Origin of the sequence: Sphingopyxis panaciterrae (genome assembly GCF_011762125.1) — a bacterium.
GTDB classification, from domain to species: Bacteria; Pseudomonadota; Alphaproteobacteria; order Sphingomonadales; family Sphingomonadaceae; genus Sphingopyxis; species Sphingopyxis panaciterrae.
In genome coordinates this window covers 1446717-1465176 of sequence record NZ_JAASQN010000001.1, presented here as the reverse complement: position 1 = coordinate 1465176, position 18460 = coordinate 1446717, and the positions used below count along the sequence as shown (strand labels likewise).

The 18460-nt window shown below is 64.5% G+C and carries 13 protein-coding genes; 4 read left to right on the top strand and 9 right to left on the bottom strand.

Annotation, left to right across the window (positions count from 1 at the left end):
* Positions 1-79: 79 nt before the first annotated feature.
* Entirely contained in the window at positions 80-1612 is a 1533-nt protein-coding gene (locus FHR22_RS06735) for a carboxyl transferase domain-containing protein (RefSeq protein WP_166940187.1), read from the bottom strand.
* A 214-nt stretch (positions 1613-1826) separates the two neighbouring features.
* Here FHR22_RS06735 and FHR22_RS06730 point away from each other — a divergent pair, with 214 nt between their 5' ends.
* Positions 1827-3236 (top strand): helix-turn-helix domain-containing protein, encoded by a 1410-nt coding sequence (locus FHR22_RS06730; RefSeq protein WP_166940185.1) that lies wholly within the window; start codon positions 1827-1829, stop codon positions 3234-3236.
* Between the two features lie 86 nt (positions 3237-3322).
* On the opposite strand, the gene FHR22_RS06725 is transcribed toward FHR22_RS06730, so the two are convergent.
* From FHR22_RS06725 to pgi, 3 genes are all read right to left on the bottom strand, one after another.
* Positions 3323-4339: an NAD-dependent epimerase/dehydratase family protein gene (locus FHR22_RS06725; RefSeq protein ID WP_166940182.1), complete on the bottom strand. Its 1017-nt coding sequence runs from the start codon at positions 4337-4339 to the stop codon at positions 3323-3325.
* A gap of 60 nt (positions 4340-4399) precedes the next feature.
* Positions 4400-5746 carry a glutathione-disulfide reductase gene (gor, locus tag FHR22_RS06720; RefSeq protein WP_166940180.1) on the bottom strand — a complete coding sequence of 449 codons (1347 nt, stop codon included), beginning with the start codon at positions 5744-5746 and terminating at the stop codon, positions 4400-4402.
* 106 nt (positions 5747-5852) lie between these two features.
* On the bottom strand, positions 5853-7358 hold the full coding sequence (gene pgi, locus FHR22_RS06715; protein WP_166940178.1) for a glucose-6-phosphate isomerase: 1506 nt from the start codon (positions 7356-7358) through the stop codon (positions 5853-5855).
* Between the two features lie 204 nt (positions 7359-7562).
* On the opposite strand from pgi, the gene lepB reads away from it, so the two are divergent.
* From lepB to era, 3 genes are read left to right on the top strand one after another with little or no spacing between them, the layout of a single operon-like run.
* A complete protein-coding gene (gene lepB / locus FHR22_RS06710) occupies positions 7563-8453 on the top strand; it encodes a signal peptidase I (RefSeq protein ID WP_166940176.1) in 891 nt (296 codons plus the stop codon).
* Positions 8450-9130, top strand: a complete 681-nt coding sequence (gene rnc / locus FHR22_RS06705; RefSeq protein WP_208417500.1) for a ribonuclease III — start codon at positions 8450-8452, stop codon at positions 9128-9130. Before lepB ends, rnc begins: the two co-directional genes overlap by 4 nt.
* The gene (gene era / locus FHR22_RS06700) at positions 9127-10020 is read left to right on the top strand and encodes a GTPase Era (RefSeq protein WP_166940174.1); all 894 of its coding nucleotides are present in this window, start codon (positions 9127-9129) and stop codon (positions 10018-10020) included. Before rnc ends, era begins: the two co-directional genes overlap by 4 nt.
* Positions 10021-10060: 40 nt before the next feature.
* Here the strand turns inward: era and FHR22_RS06695 are convergent, their stop codons facing one another.
* From FHR22_RS06695 to FHR22_RS06675, 5 genes are all read right to left on the bottom strand, one after another.
* A complete protein-coding gene (locus FHR22_RS06695; protein ID WP_166940172.1) occupies positions 10061-11866 on the bottom strand; it encodes a vWA domain-containing protein in 1806 nt (601 codons plus the stop codon).
* A 133-nt stretch (positions 11867-11999) separates the two neighbouring features.
* Complete coding sequence (locus FHR22_RS06690) at positions 12000-13124, bottom strand: lipase family protein (RefSeq protein WP_166940170.1); 1125 nt, start codon at positions 13122-13124, stop codon at positions 12000-12002.
* A 109-nt stretch (positions 13125-13233) separates the two neighbouring features.
* Complete coding sequence (locus tag FHR22_RS06685; RefSeq protein WP_166940168.1) at positions 13234-15045, bottom strand: M24 family metallopeptidase; 1812 nt, start codon at positions 15043-15045, stop codon at positions 13234-13236.
* A complete protein-coding gene (locus tag FHR22_RS06680) occupies positions 15042-16358 on the bottom strand; it encodes an MFS transporter (protein ID WP_166940166.1) in 1317 nt (438 codons plus the stop codon). Before FHR22_RS06680 ends, FHR22_RS06685 begins: the two co-directional genes overlap by 4 nt.
* 13 nt (positions 16359-16371) lie before the next feature.
* Positions 16372-18432: a M13 family metallopeptidase gene (locus tag FHR22_RS06675; RefSeq protein ID WP_166940164.1), complete on the bottom strand. Its 2061-nt coding sequence runs from the start codon at positions 18430-18432 to the stop codon at positions 16372-16374.
* Positions 18433-18460 lie beyond the last annotated feature (28 nt).

Here is an 18460-nt window from a genome sequence, read left to right as displayed (position 1 = left end):
GATCAGTCAGACATCGCGGCCGTCTTTCGGGCCGCGATCCCTAACTACCTCATCCACGAGGGAATTTTAGTGCTCGGTGTCACAGCGGGATATTGTCGTGCTTCTTCCACGGGTTTTCGAGTTGCTTGTTGCGCAGCTTGCGCAGCCCCAGCGCGATCCGCTTGCGCGTGTTATGCGGGTGGATGACCTCGTCGATATAGCCGCGCGATGCCGCGACGAACGGGTTCGCGAAGCGGTCCTCATATTCCTTCGTGCGCTGCGCGATCTTTTCGGGATCGCCGATGTCGCTGCGGAAGATGATCTCGACCGCGCCCTTCGCGCCCATCACCGCGATCTCGGCGGTCGGCCACGCATAGTTGAGGTCGCCGCGCAGATGCTTCGACGCCATCACGTCATAGGCGCCGCCATAGGCCTTGCGCGTGATGACCGTGATCTTCGGCACCGTCGCCTCGGCATAGGCGAAGAGCAATTTCGCGCCATGCTTGATGATGCCATTATATTCCTGTGCGGTGCCGGGCAGGAAGCCGGGCACGTCGACGAAGGTGATGATCGGGATTTCGAACGCATCGCAGAAACGCACGAAGCGCGCGGCCTTCTTCGACGAGTTGATGTCGAGCACACCCGCAAGCACCAGCGGCTGGTTCGCGACGATGCCGATCGTGCGGCCTTCGATGCGGCCGAAGCCGCAGATGATGTTTGCGGCATGCGCCGGCTGCACCTCGAAGAAATCGCCCTCGTCGACGGTCTTCCGGATCAGTTCGTGCATGTCGTACGGCTGGTTCGCATTGGGCGGGATCAGCGTGTCGAGGCTCGCCTCGGCGCGATCATAGGGGTCGCTGGTCGGGCGGACCGGGACGCCGCTGCGGTTATTCTCGGGCAGATAGTCGAAGAAATCGCGAGCCGCGAGCAGCGCCTCGATGTCGTTCTCGAACGCATTGTCGGCGACCGAGCTTTTGGTCGTGTGGGTGATCGCGCCGCCGAGTTGCTCCTGCGTGACGACCTCGTTGGTCACCGTCTTCACCACATCGGGTCCGGTGACGAACATATAGGAGGAGTCCTTCACCATGAAGATGAAGTCGGTCATCGCGGGGCTGTAAACCGCGCCGCCCGCGCACGGGCCCATGATCAGCGAAATCTGCGGCACAACACCCGATGCCAGCACGTTGCGCTGGAACACTTCGGCATAGCCGCCGAGCGAAGCAACGCCCTCCTGAATGCGCGCGCCGCCCGAGTCATTGAGGCCGATGACGGGCGCCCCGACCTTCATCGCATTGTCCATGACCTTCATGATCTTTTCGGCGTGCCGCTCGGACAGCGAACCGCCGAAGACGGTGAAATCCTGGCTGAAGACATAGACGAGGCGGCCGTTGATCGTGCCCGAGCCGGTGACGACGCCGTCGCCGGGAATGATCTGGTCCTGCATGCCGAAGTCGGTGCAATTATGCTCGACATAGGTGTCGAGCTCTTCGAACGAGCCCTCGTCGAGCAAGACGTCGAGGCGCTCGCGCGCGGTAAGCTTGCCCTTGGCGTGCTGCGCATCGATGCGCTTCTTGCCGCCCCCCAGGGCGGCGGCGGCACGGCGGCGTTCCATTTCGGCGATGTTGGCGGACACTCGGCTTCTCCATCGGATCGGGAAGGCGCCATCTGCCCCCTCTCCCGCGTGCAAGCAAATGCGAATTTGCAAAATTGCAAAATGTGATTTTGCAAACTATGGATTTACGCGTTCCGCACAGTCTTCAGGGTGTCGGGGCGTGGTCTTTTCTGGGTCCACACGGAGGGGCACGTTCCGGCACCTGCGTCGGGGACGATTGAGAGAGTGTCCTTTCATGACGCGCCAGCGTATTTTTGCAGGAACGCGGCTGCGGCGGGTCCGCATCGAGCGCGGGCTGAAACAGGCCGAGTTCGCCGCGACGCTCGGCATCTCGATTTCCTACCTCAGCCAAATCGAACATGATGACCGGCCGCTGACCCCGGCGCTGCTCGACCGGTTGCAAAAGCTGTTCCCGCTCGAATGGGACGAAGTCGCGGCCGACGCCGGCGACCGGCGCCATGGTGCGTTGCGCGAGGCCGCGGCCGACCCGCTGTTCGCGACGCAGCCGCTCGCCCCCGAGCAGCTCGAACGCGCCGCTTTGCAGCAGCCGCAGCTCGCCGACCAGTTCGTCGCGCTGCATGCCGCCTATCGCCGCGCCGGACAGCGATTACAGATGATCGACGAGGCGCTGACGGGCGGCACCGCCGAAGGCAGCCGCCTGCCATGGGAAGAAGTGCGCGACTGGTTCCATGATGCGGGCAATTATGTCGACAGCATCGACCGCGCCGCCGAGGCGCTGGCGGCGAGCCTCAGCGGATCGCCACCCTCCCCGCCCGTCGAAATGATCGAGCGGCGGATGCGTAATGCGCTCGGCATTTCGATCGTCTATCGCCAGAGCCAGGCGCTGCGCGATTTCGACGCGACGATGCGGCATCTGGTGATCGACCCGTCGCTGCCCGCCGAAAGCCGGCGCTTCCAACTGGCGCACCAGCTTGCGGCGCTCGCGCTCACCGATGAAATTGCCGCGGTCGTCGAAGCCTCGCCGCTGCGCACGCCCGCGGCGCGCCAGTTGCTTCACGTCGGCCTCGCCAACTATGCCGCGGGCGCGGTGCTGATGCCCTATGGCGCGTTTCGGGCCAGCGCGCGGGCGGTACGGCACGACATCGACCGGCTGCGGCTCGAATATGGCGTCAGCTTCGAACAGGCGTGCCACCGCCTGTCGACGCTTCAGCGTCCCGGCGCGCGCGGCATTCCGATGTTCTTCTGCCGCGTCGACATGGCGGGCAATATCACCAAGCGGCACAGCGCGACGCGGCTGCAGTTCGCACGCTTCGGCGGCGCCTGTCCGCTGTGGATCGTCCACGAGGCGGCGGCGATCCCCGACCGCATATTGTTCCAGCTCGCCGAAACGCCCGACGGGCTGCGCTATGTGTCGATGGCGAAGGGGCTGGTGAAGCCGTCGGGCAGCTATGCGCGCAGCCCGCGCCGTTACGCCGTCGCGCTGGGGTGCGAGGCGCAATATGCCGGCGATTTCGTCTATGCCGATGGCGTCGATGTCGCCGCGCCGCAGGCCGCAACGCGCATCGGCCTGTCGTGCCGCATCTGTCCGCGCGACGATTGCGACCAGCGCGCCTTTCCGCCGAGCGACCGGCCGATCCTGGTCGATCCCGACCGGCGCGATGTCGTGCCGTACCGGATCGGCTAAGGCTCGATCGTCAATTCCTCGTCGAGAAAATCGAGGAAGGCGCGAATGCGTGACAACTCTCCCTTCCCGCTTGCGGGAGGGGGATTTTACACCCTCACAATCCCCCGCTCGATCAGACTATGCGCCGTCGCGAGGATCGCATCCTCGGGCGAGCGCATCGTCCAGCCGAGCGATTGCATCGCATGGCGGCTATCGCCGCCCCGAACATTGCCAAGCTCGGCAACCAGCTGCTTCAATTCGGGCCGGACGAGCGCGAACAGCTTGAACAGCCAGTCGGGCATCTTGCGCGTCGGCACCTTCTTCGCCCTATCGCCAAGGTTCGCGGTCAGGATGTTCGCGACATCGATCATCTTCAGGAATGGGCCCGAGCAGATATAGCGTTCGTCCTTGACCCCTTCGGCGGTCAGAGCGCGATAGTGAAGGTCGGCGACGTCGCGCACGTCGATAATGCCGAAACCGATGTCGGGACACATCGGCACCTTGCCCTCGAGCAATTGCTTCACCAGCTCGATCGAGGTCGACAGGTCGTCCGAAAGCAGCGGCCCGAACACCGCCGCGGGATTGACCGAGGCGAATTCGATGTCGCTCCCTTCGGCGGCCACCCAGTCACGCGCCGCGCGCTCGGCAACCGTTTTCGACCGCGGATACGGCATGACATCGGGGTTATCGAGGTTGGTCCAGTCGGCCTCGCTGTAGATGTCGCCGCCGTTGTCATGGCCATAGGCCACGGCCGCCATCGAGGAGGTCAGGACGAAGCGCTTGATCCCAGCCGCCCGTGCAAAACGAAGCGCCCGCAACGCCCCCTCGCGGGCCGGAACGACAAGTTCGTCTGCATCCTTCGGCACGCCGAGCGGAAAAGGCGACGCGACATGCGCGACATGCGAGCATCCGGCGATGCTCTCGGCCCAGCCGGCGTCATGCTCCAGATCGGCGGCGAAGAATTTGAGCTTGTCGTTATCGACATCAAGCCAGCCGCGGACATCTGCCTCGCGCTTCAGGTTGCGGACCGTCGTATGAACGGTCCAGCCATTCGCGATCAACTGCCGGATCAGGAAGCCCGCGATATAGCCGCTGCCCCCGGTGACCAATGCCGTGCCCGCCATGCGACAATCCCCCTGCCCTGCTGACCGAAAGATAGCGCGTTTCGGCGCGGGCCCGAAACGCTATTTCAGCAGCACCAGTTCCTCGGCCATGCTCGGGTGCAGCGCAACGGTGGCGTCGAAATCGGCCTTGGTCAGCCCCGCCTTCACCGCGACGGCAGCAGCCTGCAGGATTTCGGGGGCGTCAGGGCCGATCATGTGGAGCCCGACCACCTGATCGGTCGCCGCGTTGACGATCATCTTGTACAGCGCCCGCTCGTTGCGGCCGGCGAGGACATTCTTCATCGCGCGAAAATCGCTGGTGTAGGTGCGGATGCTGCCCAGCTTGTTGCGCGCCTCGGCCTCGGTCATCCCGACCGCGCCGATCGGCGGATGGCTGAATACGGCGCTCGGGACATTGTGGTAGTCGACCACCGTCGGCTTGCCGCCGAAAACGCTGTCGGCGAATGCCTGGCCCTCGCGGATCGCGACGGGGGTCAGCTGGATGCGGTTGGTCACGTCGCCGACGGCATAGATGCTCGGCACCGACGACTGGTTGGTCTCATCGACCTTGACTGCGCCGTGCGCGTCGAGCGCGACCCCCGCATCCTCGAGCCCGAGCCCCTTCGTGTTGGGCGTCCGCCCGGTCGCGATCATCACCGCATCGGCGATGATCGCGTCGCAATTTTCAAGATGGACGGCCAGCGTCCCGTCGTCGTTCTTCTCGATCGACTGGAACGGCGCGTTGAACTTGAAATCGATGCCCTTGGTCATCGAAATCTGCAGCAGCCGGTCGCGGATCTGTTCGTCATAGCCGCGCAGGATCGTGTCGCCGCGGTTGACGATCGTCACCTTGCTGCCGAATTCGTTGAAGATACCCGCGAACTCGTTGGCGATATAACCGCCACCCGCGATCACGATCCGCTTCGGCAATTTTTCAAGATGAAAGACCTCGTTCGAGGTGATCGCATGCTCGCTGCCCGGAAATTCGGGAACGAAGGGCCAGCCGCCGGTCGCGATCAAGATGCGCTCGGCGCTGATTTCCTGCCCGTCGGCCAGCCGGACCTTCTGCGGCCCGACGACGGTGGCACGGCTCCTGAAAACCATGACCTTGTGATTGTCGAGCGTCTGGCCATAGAGGCCTTCGAGCCGCGTGACTTCGGCCAGCACATTGTCACGAAGCCGATCCCAGTCGAAATGGCAATCGGGAACGTCCCAGCCGAAATGGCGCGCGTCCTTCAGATCTTCGGCAAAGTGGGCACCATAGACGAGCAGCTTTTTGGGAACGCATCCTCGAATCACGCATGTACCGCCGACCCGATGCTCCTCCGCCACCGCGACGCGCGCGCCATAGGATGCCGCGACGCGCGACGCGCGAACGCCGCCCGATCCCGCCCCGATGACAAACAGATCATAGTCAAACGCGCTCATTAAACGGCCCCCGCTCTTGTGATGAAAGAATGCTGGTGCGGCCTATGTGGTTATGGTTCGACGCCTTGCCAATCGAATTTTGCGCTCAGTGACAGTGCTCGCCCGCTCAGTCGCCGAGCGCCGCGTGCATCAGCGCCCGCGTCGCGGGATCGAATTCGACCGTTCCTTCGGCAAGCCCCTTGGCCATTTCCTTGCCGAGTTCGACGCCGAACTGGTCGAAGGGATTGATCCCGAGCAGGACAGCGTTGGCGAAGACGCGATGCTCGTAAAAGGCGATGAGCGCGCCCAGGCTGCGCGGCGTCACCTGATCGAGCAGGATCGTCGTCGAGGGTCGGTTTCCCGGATAGTTTCGCGCGCCATCGTCGCTCGCCCGCCCCGTCATCAGCGCTGCCCCCTGCGCGATGCAATTGGCGACCAGCGTTTCATGATGCGCGTCGTCGAGCAGATGGTCGGGCTCGCGCGCGACGACGAATTCGACCGGGATCAGATGCGTGCCCTGATGAAGCAACTGGAACACGGCATGCTGCGCGTCGGTACCGACGCCGCCCCACGTAATCGGTGCACTGTGGCGCCCAACGGGCTCGCCGCCCAGCGTCACCGACTTGCCGTTGGATTCCATTTCGAGCTGTTGGAGATAGTCCGGCAGCAGGCGCAGCCGTTCGTCATAGGCAAAGACGGCGCGCGTCTGGCAACCCAGGCGATTGGCGTAGACCTGATCGGCAAAGGCGGCGAGCAGGCAGATATTGTCGGCGCCATTGGTGAGCCGGAAATGGCGATCCATTTCGGCCGCGCCCTCGAGTAGGTCGGCAAAAGCGTCCCAACCGAGCGCGAGCGCCGCGGGAAAACCGATCGACGACCAGAGCGAATAGCGGCCACCAACGGTTTCATTGAACGGCAGGATGCGCGTTTCGTCGACGCCCCATTCGATGGCGCGTTCGGGCATCGCGGTCAGCGCGATCACGCGGCCGATCGGATCGTCGACGCCGCCCTCTTCCAGCCATTGCAGCGCCGACGCGGCGTTGAGCAGGGTTTCGGTGGTGGTGAAGGTCTTCGAAGCCACCGCGACGAGGGTATGTTCGGGGCTGAACTTGGCGAACGCTTCGGACAGCGCCGCGCCGTCGACGTTCGAAACCACCGCAACATCGTAACGCGAACTGTCGCGGCCCAGCGCGTCGACGAGCAGGTCGGGGCCGAGCGCCGAACCGCCGATGCCGATGTGGAGCAGGTGGCGGATCTCGCCGAACGCCCCCGCCTCGATCGCGTCGATCAGCATCCGCATCCGCTGGTGCAGCGCTTGCGCGGCATGCACCGACTCGGGCGCCCCGTCGCCACGCTCGGCGCTATGTTCGGCGGCGCGGTTTTCGGTGGGATTGGCGATGCCGCCCGAAAAGAGCGTCTTGCGGCGACCCGCGAAATCCCGCGCTTCGGCAAGGCCGGAAAGGATTGCGACCGCGCCATCGTCGAGATGGGTCTTGGCGAAATCGAACCTTATATCGGCGACGCTGCGCACCAGCGCCTGCAATCGCGCTTCGGGATCGATCGCCACGAGATCGGTCAATTGCCGTGGCTGCCAGTCGGCGAGGGCCTGCCAGGCGTTGGACGCTGCGGTCATCAGAGCTTCCTTGTAATTCCGTTGGTGTCGAGCGAAGTCGAGACACCCATCCAGTCTTGTGCAACACCGGCGGGCATCCCGGCTTCGCTCGATGCGAACGGGAGTGAGATGTGCGCTTTACCTAAGCTCATGGCCGCGCATGCGCCAGCGTCATCCGCCGATATTCGCTTGACGTGGCAACCTATTCATCGCCAATGCCGCGAGATGACCGAAGCCAGCTTTACCGCCGATAACGCGCCCGCCAGCCAGCCTTCCCCGACCTCGCCGACGCCAGCGCCGGTATCGGCGAAGGAAGAGGCGGTCGACACCGTCCGCTTTCTCGCCCTGTTGGCGATCGCGGTGTTGATTTTCCGCAGCTTTTTCCTGTCGCCCTTCAACATTCCGTCGGAATCGATGCAGCCGCGGTTGCTGATCGGCGACTATCTGCTCGTCAACAAAATGGCCTATGGCTATTCGAAATACAGCCTGCCGTTCAGCGTCCCGCTGATCCCCGGCCGTATTTTCGCGCGTACTCCCGAACGCGGCGACGTCGTCGTGTTCAAGGCGCCGCCGGTCGCCGACAATGATTATATCAAGCGCGTGATCGGGCTGCCGGGAGACAGCGTCCAGGTCCGCGACGGCATCGTCTGGCTCAACGGCGCGCCGGTGAAGCGCGAGACGATGCCCGATTTCGTCATTCCGGTGACGGCGAACATGATCGAGGCGTCGCGCGCAACGGGCACCCTGCCCTGCTATTCGCCCGAATTCGAAGAGGTCGTGAACGGCCAGCGCCAGTGCCGCTACAAGCAGTTCAGGGAAACGCTGCCCGGCGGCAAAAGCTATGCGATCCTCGATATCACGACGATCCCCGAGGACAATACGCCGCTCGTCGTCGTCCCCGAAGGCCATTTGTTCCTGATGGGCGACAACCGCGACCGCAGCGCCGACAGCCGTTTCCCAGCGATCGAAAACCAGGGCATCGGCCTGGTCCCCGAAAAGAATCTCGTCGGCCATGCGCTGGTCGGCATGTTCTCGACCGACGGGTCGGCGAGCTGGTTCAACCCGATCAGTTGGTTCACCGCGGCGCGCTGGAGCCGCATCGGGGACGGTTTTTGAGCGACCCACTCGACACCGGGGCGCTCGCCGGGATTATCGGCTGCGCCCCGGGCGACCTGGCACTCTATGACCAGGCCCTGACCCACGGCAGCACCGGGCGCGCCGATTATCAGCGGCTCGAATTTCTGGGTGACCGGGTCCTCGGGCTCGTGATCGCGTCGGAACTCTATACGCGTTTTCCCGCCGCAGCCGAAGGCGAGCTGTCGTCGCGGCTTCACGCGCTGGCGTCGGGCGAAACCTGCGCCGCTATTGCGCGCCGGCTCGACCTTTCGGCGCTCGTCCGTTTCGGTCCGCAAGCCCGCAATGACGGCGGGCGCCACAGCGACAACATTGCCGCCGACGCAATCGAGGCGCTGATCGGCGCGCTCTACCTCGATCAGGGCGCCGGCGCCGCGCGGGCGTTCATCCTGACGCATTGGGGCGCGATGATCGAGGGCCAGCAGGCGGCGCCCAAGCATCCCAAGGCGGCGCTGCAAGAATGGGCGCTGGCGCGCAAGCGTCGCCCGCCCGAATATGAAATCGTCGCGCGCGAGGGCCCGGACCATGCGCCGCGCTTTCGCGTCGCGGTCAGCATCGGCAAGCTGGCGCGCGCCGAAGCCGAAGGCGCGAGCAAGCAAGCGGCCGAAAAGGCGGCCGCAACGGCGCTTCTCGCCGAACTCGAAGGAATGAAGTTATGATCCAGCGTTGCGGTTTCGTCGCGGTCGTCGGCGCGCCCAATGCGGGCAAATCGACCCTCGTCAATGCGCTCGTCGGCCAGAAGGTCGCGATCGTCAGCCCAAAGGCGCAGACGACGCGGACGCGCCTGATGGGCGTGGCAATGGAGGACGAGGCGCAGATCGTGCTGATCGACACGCCGGGTATCTTCGCGCCGACCCGCCGGCTCGACCGCGCGATGGTCGCGGCGGCGTGGAACAGCCTGGACCAGGCCGAAGCGATCCTCGTCATGGTCGATGCCGCGGCGAAGCTGACGGGCCGGGTCGAGCGCGTGCTCGAAGGCATTGCGAACCGGCCCGAGCGGAAATATCTGATCCTCAACAAGGTCGACCTGACCAAGAAGGACAAGTTGCTGACCATCGCGACCGACCTCAATTCGCGTGTCGCGTTCGACGAAACCTTCTTCATTTCGGCAAGCAGCGGCGACGGAGTCCCCGAACTCAAGGCGAACCTCGCCGCGCTGATGCCCGAGGGACCATGGCATTTCCCCGAGGACGAGGTCAGCGACGCGCCCGAGCGGATGCTCGCCGCCGAAATCACCCGCGAACAGCTCTATCGCCAGCTTCACGAGGAATTGCCGTATCAGTCGACCGTCGAGACCGAGAAATTTTCGACCCGCAAGGACGGCAGCGCCGAAATCCACCAACAGATCCTGGTCGCGCGCGATAACCAACGTGCAATCATCCTCGGCCACAAGGGCGAGCGCATCAAGGAAATCGGCAGCCGCTCACGCGCCGAGCTGGCGGAGATACTGGGACGCAAGGTCCATCTGTTCCTGCACGTCAAGGTGAAGGCCAACTGGGACGAGGACCGCAGCGTCTATCGCGACATGGGGCTCGACTGGGTCGATTGATGGCGGCGCCCGACCGCGCCGCCCCAAGCGCCCCCATGCCTCAACTCTTCGTTTCGCGCTCCAGCACGATCCGCACATTGCCGTCAGACGACTTCATCCGCAACCGGTCACCATCGATCCAGTAGCGCATGCGCAGATCCCCTTCGGGGATATAGATTTCCCGCTCATTGATCTGGAAACCCTGGTACATTTCGTCATCGCCGCGCAGCGGGCGCTGGAAATAGGTGATAAACTCGTCATTGTCGGTGAATTCGACGACGTCGTTGCGCGACAGGTCTTCGACCCCGTTCAGCGCAACGACGCGCCATTTGCCGAGCACGCGCATCGGCTGCATGTCCTTCGGTACCTCGCCGCCATAACCTGCATAGATCGCCGCCTTGCTGCGCATCGTGTCGACCAGCTCGCGCTCATCCTTCAGATCGGCATAATCAACCCCGGCAAGCCGCGTCTGCAGCCCGTCGAGCAGCGCGAAGGCCTGTTTCGCATTGCCGTCGCGGTGAAACGCCCGCGTCGCCGCATCGAGCACAAGATATTGATCGACCAGCGTCTGCGCGAGCCGCAGATTGGCCGCGGGCTCCGCCGTCGGCGCGCCGATGCTCAGCGCATCGCCATGCTTGCTGCCATCGAGCGCGCTGACATAGGTCAGCGACACATCCATCAGCGGCGAGCCGTCCGCCAGCGTCGCCGTAGGCAAATGCGCCCGGCCTTCGGCCTTGCCGAGCGAAGCGTAGATGCCGCCGCCGTTCGACGACAGAAAGGCCGTCGGCACGGTGACCGCGATCGCGCCGTCCTTGCCCTCGGTCATCAGCCCGTCGGGAACGCCGAAGACGCCGCTGATCCGATATCCGGCATGCGGCGTCAGCGTCATGATGAGGTCGTGCGCCACCTCGCTCACCATATTGCGGAATTCCTTCCGCATCAGCTCGCCGCCCTTTTCAGGGCCCGCGACGAAGAACAGGTTGCCGCCGCGGACGCTCGATATCTTCGTGGCGAGGGCGCCGTCATATTGCACGCCAACGCCGATGGTGGTGAGCCCGATCCCGCGCCTCGACGCGTCCTCGGCCATCGCCATGAAGCTGCCCGCATCGGTACGGCCGGTGTTGGGCTGCTCGTCGGTGAAGAGCATCATCCGCACCTTGCCGCCGAATTGCCCGGCCTCGGCAATGGCGGTGGCATAGCCAAGCGTCAGCCCCGCCTCCATCGATGTCGAGCCGTCGATCGCGATCGTATCGATCGCCGCGTGCAACACCTGCTTGTTGCCCTGCGCCGCCGTCGGCGAAAGATGGACGTTCGAATTGGTGCCATAGATGACGATACCAAGCCGGTCCTTCGGCCCCAGTTCGTCGACCATCTGGTGCAGCGCCGCCTTCACATTGGCAATCGGAGATCCGTCCATCGAGCCCGAGCGATCGACGACGGCCATGATGCTGAGCGGTTCGCGCTTCCAGCTTTCGGCATCGATATTGCTGTCGAACGCCATGCCAAGGAATAGCAGGTCGTCCGGCCGCGTCGGCAGGCTCGCCGGCATCGCCTGCACATTGAGGCAGAAAAGCTCGGCACAGGCACCACGGGCGGGCAAGGTCAGATCATGCTCGCCGAGCAATCCCTCGACACTCAGCGATTCGGGCCGCGGCAAGCTGATCGCGGTCAGCGCCATCGAACGAAAATGCTGGATATCCTGCGCGCCGCCCTGACGGATACGGGCGCCGCTGACGATGATGCTGTCGAGGTTGGCGTCTTCATCGTCCTGCTGCACGGCATCCTGCGCCATCACCGATATCGGCGCCGCGGTCGCCAGCATTGCCAGCGCGATCAACGATGTGTGGAAGAATTTGATGCTCGCCATGTCCGCTCTCCCCAAACCCTTGTTATCGGGAGGCGAAGCTATCACGATTACAGACCGTGCTGTAACGGAAAATACGGGTTTCCCGCCCCGGTTTCGGACACTCTAATCGGGGTCAGGCCCCAGGGTCCTGACCCTAGATGCGGCGGCAGTCGTTCGGCGGCGGGTTGCCGTCAAAGCGTGCGGTGATCCAGCCGATCGTTTCCTGCGCACTATCGCGAGCGCTCGCACCATGATCGCCCGTCATGTCGATCCAGCGCAGCGGCGTTCCGCGCCGGCACACGGCCTTGGCGAATTTGCGCGTGACCGCCGGCGCGACGATCGTGTCCTTGCTGCTCTGCGCGATCAGCAGGGGGCCCGGAACGCGCACGGGATCGACGCTGTTGGCGCGCGCGAAGGCGCCGAAGGGCTCGATCTTCGCAATGTCCTTGTTTTTCGTGGCGCGGGCGATGGTCAGTATGCCGAGGATCGTGCCGAGCTTCGGTTTCTTGTTGAAGGCGACACAGTTGTTTTCGGCGAGCCGGCGGATGATGCCTTGATTGGTCCGGTTGGTGATCCCGTCTTGCGGGAAGCCATAAAGGGTGGACCAGCTGTGCAGCGCGAAGGACAGCAGTAATGCGCGCGCATTCTTGTCGCTTCCATCGCGCAGATTTGCGGCAAGATCGGTCGGCGGAGCCGCCGCCGCGGTGGCGACGAGCGTCAGGTCGGGAGCATAGGAGCGCGCCGCCGTCGCGGTCCACAGCGCCGCATGGCCGCCCTGCGACTCCCCCCAGACGGCAAAGCTGCTGCCTGCCGCCGCTCCCGGAATCTCACGCGCCGCACGCACCGCGTCGAGCACGGCATATGCGGTGTCGGTGCCGACGAGGAACGGGTGCATCGTCGGGCTGGCGAGCCCGATATAATCGGGGGCGACGACGACATAGCCGCTGCGAACCGCATCCATGCCCGCCGAATATTCGAAGAAATTCGGGCTGAGCGATGGCGCGCATTTTTCGGCAACGCCCCAGGCGCCATGCGTCCACGCGATGACGCGACGCGGACGCGGCGGGATCGCCTCCATCGGCGCGGCGACGATACCGGTAACCGCGAAGCGCTGGCCGCTGCCGTTCGTCGTCCAATATTGCATGCGCCAAGCCTGCACGCCGGACGGCGTATCGGTCATCGGCTGGGCTGAAATCAGATAATGCGACGGCTGGGCGGCAACGGGCAATGCAAGCATCGAAAGGATGGCGAGCAGGATGGCGGCGAACAGGTGGCGCATGGGCATGTCTCCCCGATGCGCTACCCTAACATGCCTCAACGCCAGCGTCATCCCGGCCTTCGCGGGGCACCTTTGCCATAACGCGCTGGAAGTCGACATTGGCAGCCGATCAGGTCGCCTCCGCCACCCGCATCGCGTCGAACTTCGCGACCCAGTCCGCCAGCCATGCCGCCGCCGCTTCGTCGAGTCGGTCCTGGTACCGGCCCCACAGGCCACGATGATAATCCTGCAGCCATTGCAGTTCGGCGGCGCTCAGCAGTGTGGGATCGATCAGGTTCGGGTCGATCGGCAGGGCGGAAAGCGTCTCGAACGCCAGGAAGCCCTCGAACGACCCGGGCACCACCGCCATATGGCTTTCCACGCGGATGCCGAAGTCCCCCTGGCGGTACAGGCCGGGTTCGTTGGCGATGATCATGCCCAGATCGATCTCCGCGATCATCGGATGATCGAATTGCGGGCGGATGTGCGGACCTTCATGGATATTCATATAGTTGCCCACGCCATGGCCGGTGCCGTGGCGGTAATCCATCCCGGCGTCCCACAGCGGCTGGCGCGCGATCGCATCGAGCTGGACCGAGCTCGTGCCGACCGGGAAGATCGCGGTGGCTAACGCGATCCAGCCCTTGATGACCAGGGTATGCGCCTGCACATGCCGCGCTTCGGGACGGCCGAGTGCGGTGGTGAGCGTGTTGTCGGTCGAGCAGCCGAGATATTGCGCGCCGGAATCGAGCAGGAACAGCGGATGATCATTCAGCCGCAGCGCGGTTTCGGCCTTGGGCACATAATGGGGCATCGCCGCACTCGGTCCCGCGGACGACATGAACGGCATCGATGGCCCGCGATAGGCCGGATCCTCGCCGCGAAATGCATGGAGCCGGGCAGCCGCCTCCATTTCCGAAATATTCTGGCTGCCGATCGATCCGTGCAGCCAGGCCAGGAACCTGATCGTGGCCAGGCCATCCTTGTCATAGCCCGGCCGGGCCGCTGCGATCTCCTGCGACGTTTTGCGCCAGCGCGTATGGGCGACGACGGGATCGTCGGTCAGTGCGCCGGCCTGGCGCGTCAGCGCCGCATGGCCCGCCGATGTCCGGCCCAGATTCGCGCTATAGCGGCCTTGCGGCAACTGGCGCAGGAACGGCTCGATCGCCTCGGGCTCGCGCAGCACGATCCCGTCGGCCGCAACGCGTTCGCGCAGCGCCGGCGCCAGCCGCGCGGCATCGACGAACCAGATCGTCCGCCCGTCATCCGCCACGAACGCGCGGGTCAGCGGGATCGGCAGGATCTGCCAGCCCTGGCGATCGAGCCGGCGGCAATCGTCAGTGCGGACATTGAGCAGCCAGGCGACATCCTCCGGATCGCTGACCAGATGTCCGGCAACGCCCCGATCGCCCAGATGCGCCGCGATGCGATCGATCTTCTCCGCCGCAGAGCGACCTGCGAATTCCAGCGCATAGTCGAAAATCTCGGACCCGCTCAGTGCGTCTTCGCGGTCCGTCCAGATCGCGTCGATCGGATTGGCGGCGAGCGAAGCGACCGCGATGCCGCAGCTTTCCCCGATTCGTTCCAGCCGCGCCAGTTCGTTCAGCGATGTCACCCGGGCATCGATGCCAAGTGTTCGCACCGCCTCGCGCTTGCCGCTCAGCCACTCGATCTGGGCGGCATCGCCGGTGTCGCAAACGGTGATGGCCAGGCCCACGGTCTCACGCTCGGCCTGCAACCGGTAACGGCCGTCGACGAAGATCGCCGCATCGTCGCGCAGTACGATCGCCATCCCGGTCGATCCGGAGAAACGCGTCGCCCACTCGAGCCGCTTGTACGGCTCGCGCGTGAACTCGCTCAGATACTCGTCGGTGGACGGGACCACCAGCCCATCGATGTCATGCGCCCGCAGATACGCCTGCAATTGTTCAAGATGATTCATAATAATGATCCGGCCTTCCTCAACATCGCAATCGGCACGACCCCGAGCATCAGCACCATGCCGATCCCGATAAAGACACCCGCGAACCCGATATCGGCATAGCTCAACCCGATCAGGATCGGCGAGATCGTTGCAGCGCAGCGCGTGGCGACCCCGGCGATGCCCTGCGCCGTCGCGCGCAGGCCGGTCGGGAACAGGGTCGGCACGAACGCATAGACGCCGGCCAGCACGCCATTCATCGAAAAGGACAAGGCAATGCTACCGATCAGGATCGCCTGATTGCTGCCGGCCAGCGCCAGCGCAAACGACGCCAGCGCGCTGGCCGTGATATACCAGATGATCGTCCGGCGCGCGCCGAACGCGTCATTGACCCAGGCGGCGGTCAGATAACCGGGAAGCTGCGCGCCATAGATGGCCAGCGAATAAGCGAAGCTCGATGAAATGCTCATGCCGCGCCCGACCAGCAAGCTCGGCATCCAGCTGAAGAATGCATAATGGGAAAAGCCTATCGCAAAGAACAGGATGATGGCGCTCAGCATTCGGGGCCTCAGTGCGGTGCGGAACAGATCGCCTACCCGCGCGCGGCCGGGTGCCGCGTCTGGCGCCGCAGCATGCGGCGGGACCGGCGGCAGCGCCTTGGAACGCGCGACACGGGCTTCGATCCGTTCGATCACCGCCAGGGCTTCGGCATCGCGTCCCTGCGATTCCAGCCAGCGTGGGGATTCGGGCAATGTTCGTCGCCACCAGAGCAGCAGCAGGATCGGCAGTACGCCCACGAACAGTGCGCGCCGCCAGCCTTCGGGCGAACCCGGCACCAGCAGATAGCCGAGCACCGCCGCGCACAGAAAGCCCAGGGACAGGAATGCGCTGAGCGTGCCGATGAAGCGTCCACGCACCGCCGGCGGCACGAATTCGATCAGGTACGGGACGATGATGATCGCCTCGGCCGAAGTGCCGAACCCCGCGATGATCCGCCAGAACAGGAACTGCGTCCAGCTGGTCGACATCGCGCAGCCCAGCGTCGCCAGCGTGTAGACGGCCAGCGCATAGAGCATTACCTGTTTGCGCCCGAACCGGTCGCCCAGCCAGCCGCCCAGGAACGCGCCGGCGATGCCGCCCATCGAGGCGGAACCGGCCAGCAGCCCCACCGCCTGGTTGCTCAGATCCCATTGTTCGCGGATCGCCGGCAGGACGAAGGCGATGATCGCGACGTCCATCGCCTCGAACAGGAAACCCAGGCCGCCGATCAGCAACAGGCTGAGGTGGAAGCGGCTGAGCGGCAGGCGGTCGAGCCTTGCGGCGCACGCACTCATCGACGCACCCGTTCTACCATACCTTCACCCGCTGCTCCGGTGGCAGATACAGCTTGTCGCCAGGCTTTACATCGAACGCCTTATACCAGGCATCGATGTTGCGCACGGTGAGCACGCGGAGCCGGTCCGGCGAGTGCTGCCAGGTCCGCACATACTGGCGCAGATACTCGTCGCGCGGCTTGATGCGGAAGAATTGCGCCCAGCCCAGGAAGAAGCGCTGTTCGCCGGTCAGGCCGTTGATCACCGGCGCGGGCTTGCCGCCGAGCGTGCGCTCATACGCTTCGAACGCGATGGTCAGGCCGGCCAGGTCGCTGATATTCTCGCCCAGCGAAACGCGGCCGTTGGCGTTGAGGCCGGGCAGCACTTCATATTTGTCATATTGCGCGACCAGCGCATTGCCCGCCGCCTCGAACGCCTCGACATCCTGCGGCGTCCACCAGTTCGTCTGAATCCCGTCCTCATTGTATTTTGCACCGGTGTTGTCGAAATTATGCGTGATCTCGTGCGCAACGATCGCGCCGACCGCGCCATAGTTGATCGCCGGGTCCGCACCCGGATCGAAGTTCGGCGCCTGCAGGAACGCAGCGGGAAAGGTAAGCTGCAACAGATTGTAATTGGCATTGGCATCGACGACATGCGCGCCGACATAGCCCCATTCCCAGCTGCGCGTCGGTTCGCTGGCGCGATCCATCATATAGCGGAAGTCGAACCGGTTGGCCCGCACCCGATTGCCGAAACGGTCGTCAGCCCGCATCTCCAGCGTAGAATAGTCGCGCCATTTGTCGGGGTAGCCGATCCGGACGGTCAGGCGCCTGAGCTTCTCCTTGGCGCGCAGCTTGGTCTCATGCTGCATCCATTCGAGCCGGTCGATCCGGTCGTGCAGCACGGCTTTCATATTGTCGACGAGCTGGGTCAGTTCCGCCTTGTAACGAGGCGGAAAATAGCGCGCGACATAGGCCTTGCCGACCTCGTCGCGCAGCGCGTCCGTCGCGAAGGCCGCGGCGCGCCGCCAGCGCAGCGGCTGTTGCGGCGTGCCGGCAAGAGCAGTGCCGAAGAAGGCGAAGCTCTCATTCTCGATCCGCTCGGGCAGCGCTTCCGAAAAACCATCCAGGCTGCGCAGGAGCAGCTGATCCTTGAGCACCGCGAGCGGGGCCTTGTCGACGATCGCTGCAATGCTCTTCACCGCGCTCGGCTCGCGGATCTGCACTTCGGTTACGCGAGGGGCATGGCACTTGAGAATCGCCTGGAAATCGAAGGTCGGGGTCGAGAAATCCGCGGTCTGCGCGATGGTGAACTTGTGATAGGTTTTCACCATGTCGATCGCGTCCTCGCGCACCCAATGGACATTGGCGATCTCGGTCTCGAGCGCCATCACTGCCTGCGCCCGCGCATCGGCATCGGGTTCGCCGGCCAGCGTCAACAGCCTAGCGAGATGGGCGGTATAGGCGGTGCGGATCGCCACGACCCCCGGATCCTGAGATAGATACAAGCTGCGGTCGCCCATGCCGAGACCGGCCTGTTCGATCATCAGCATCGCACGGGTCGGCTGCCGGTCGTCCTGCCACACCCAATAGGCGACGGGACCACCGATCTTCATCTCGTCCGCGTCCGCGACCAGCGCCGAATAACCCTTGCGGTCGTTCAGCCCCTTGATGCGGTCGAGCCAGGGGCGGATCGGCTCGAGGCCGAGCGCCTCGACCCGGCTGGTGTCGAGATAGCTGGCGTAAGCCCGGCCGAGCTTGTTCGCCGGATCGGCCTGCGCCGCCTGCAAGAGCCCTCGAATTCGCGTGTCGGTCTCGTCCTGGAGCTGGATGTACGAACCCCAGGCAGGCTTGTCGGCGGGGATCGGCGTGTTCTTGTACCAGGTGCCGACGGCATAAGCGAAAAAGTCGTCGCCGGGTTTAACCGAACGGTCCATGCCGGCCTCGTCGAAGCCGAAAGTGCCGATCTGCGCCTTGGCGTGCGTCGGCGCTGGCGCCGGGACCCGGGCGGGCGGCACTTCCTGTGCGCAGACCATGGCGACGCCGGGCAGCATTGTGCCGGCGAGCAGCGCGGCGAGGGAGAAACTACGCATATCCGGGTCCTTTCTCAAGAATATCGCA

Bases quoted from the DNA above. Each gene is read 5' to 3' on its own strand.
- FHR22_RS06730 (WP_166940185.1), top strand. From the start codon at position 1,827: ATGACGCGCCAGCGTATTTTTGCAGGAACGCGGCTGCGGCGGGTCCGC.
- FHR22_RS06725 (WP_166940182.1), bottom strand. From the start codon at position 4,339: ATGGCGGGCACGGCATTGGTCACCGGGGGCAGCGGCTATATCGCGGGC.
- gor (WP_166940180.1), bottom strand. From the start codon at position 5,746: ATGAGCGCGTTTGACTATGATCTGTTTGTCATCGGGGCGGGATCGGGC.
- pgi (WP_166940178.1), bottom strand. From the start codon at position 7,358: ATGACCGCAGCGTCCAACGCCTGGCAGGCCCTCGCCGACTGGCAGCCA.
- lepB (WP_166940176.1), top strand. From the start codon at position 7,563: ATGACCGAAGCCAGCTTTACCGCCGATAACGCGCCCGCCAGCCAGCCT.
- era (WP_166940174.1), top strand. From the start codon at position 9,127: ATGATCCAGCGTTGCGGTTTCGTCGCGGTCGTCGGCGCGCCCAATGCG.
- FHR22_RS06695 (WP_166940172.1), bottom strand. From the start codon at position 11,866: ATGGCGAGCATCAAATTCTTCCACACATCGTTGATCGCGCTGGCAATG.
- FHR22_RS06690 (WP_166940170.1), bottom strand. From the start codon at position 13,124: ATGCGCCACCTGTTCGCCGCCATCCTGCTCGCCATCCTTTCGATGCTT.
- FHR22_RS06685 (WP_166940168.1), bottom strand. From the start codon at position 15,045: ATGAATCATCTTGAACAATTGCAGGCGTATCTGCGGGCGCATGACATC.
- FHR22_RS06680 (WP_166940166.1), bottom strand. From the start codon at position 16,358: ATGAGTGCGTGCGCCGCAAGGCTCGACCGCCTGCCGCTCAGCCGCTTC.
- FHR22_RS06675 (WP_166940164.1), bottom strand. From the start codon at position 18,432: ATGCGTAGTTTCTCCCTCGCCGCGCTGCTCGCCGGCACAATGCTGCCC.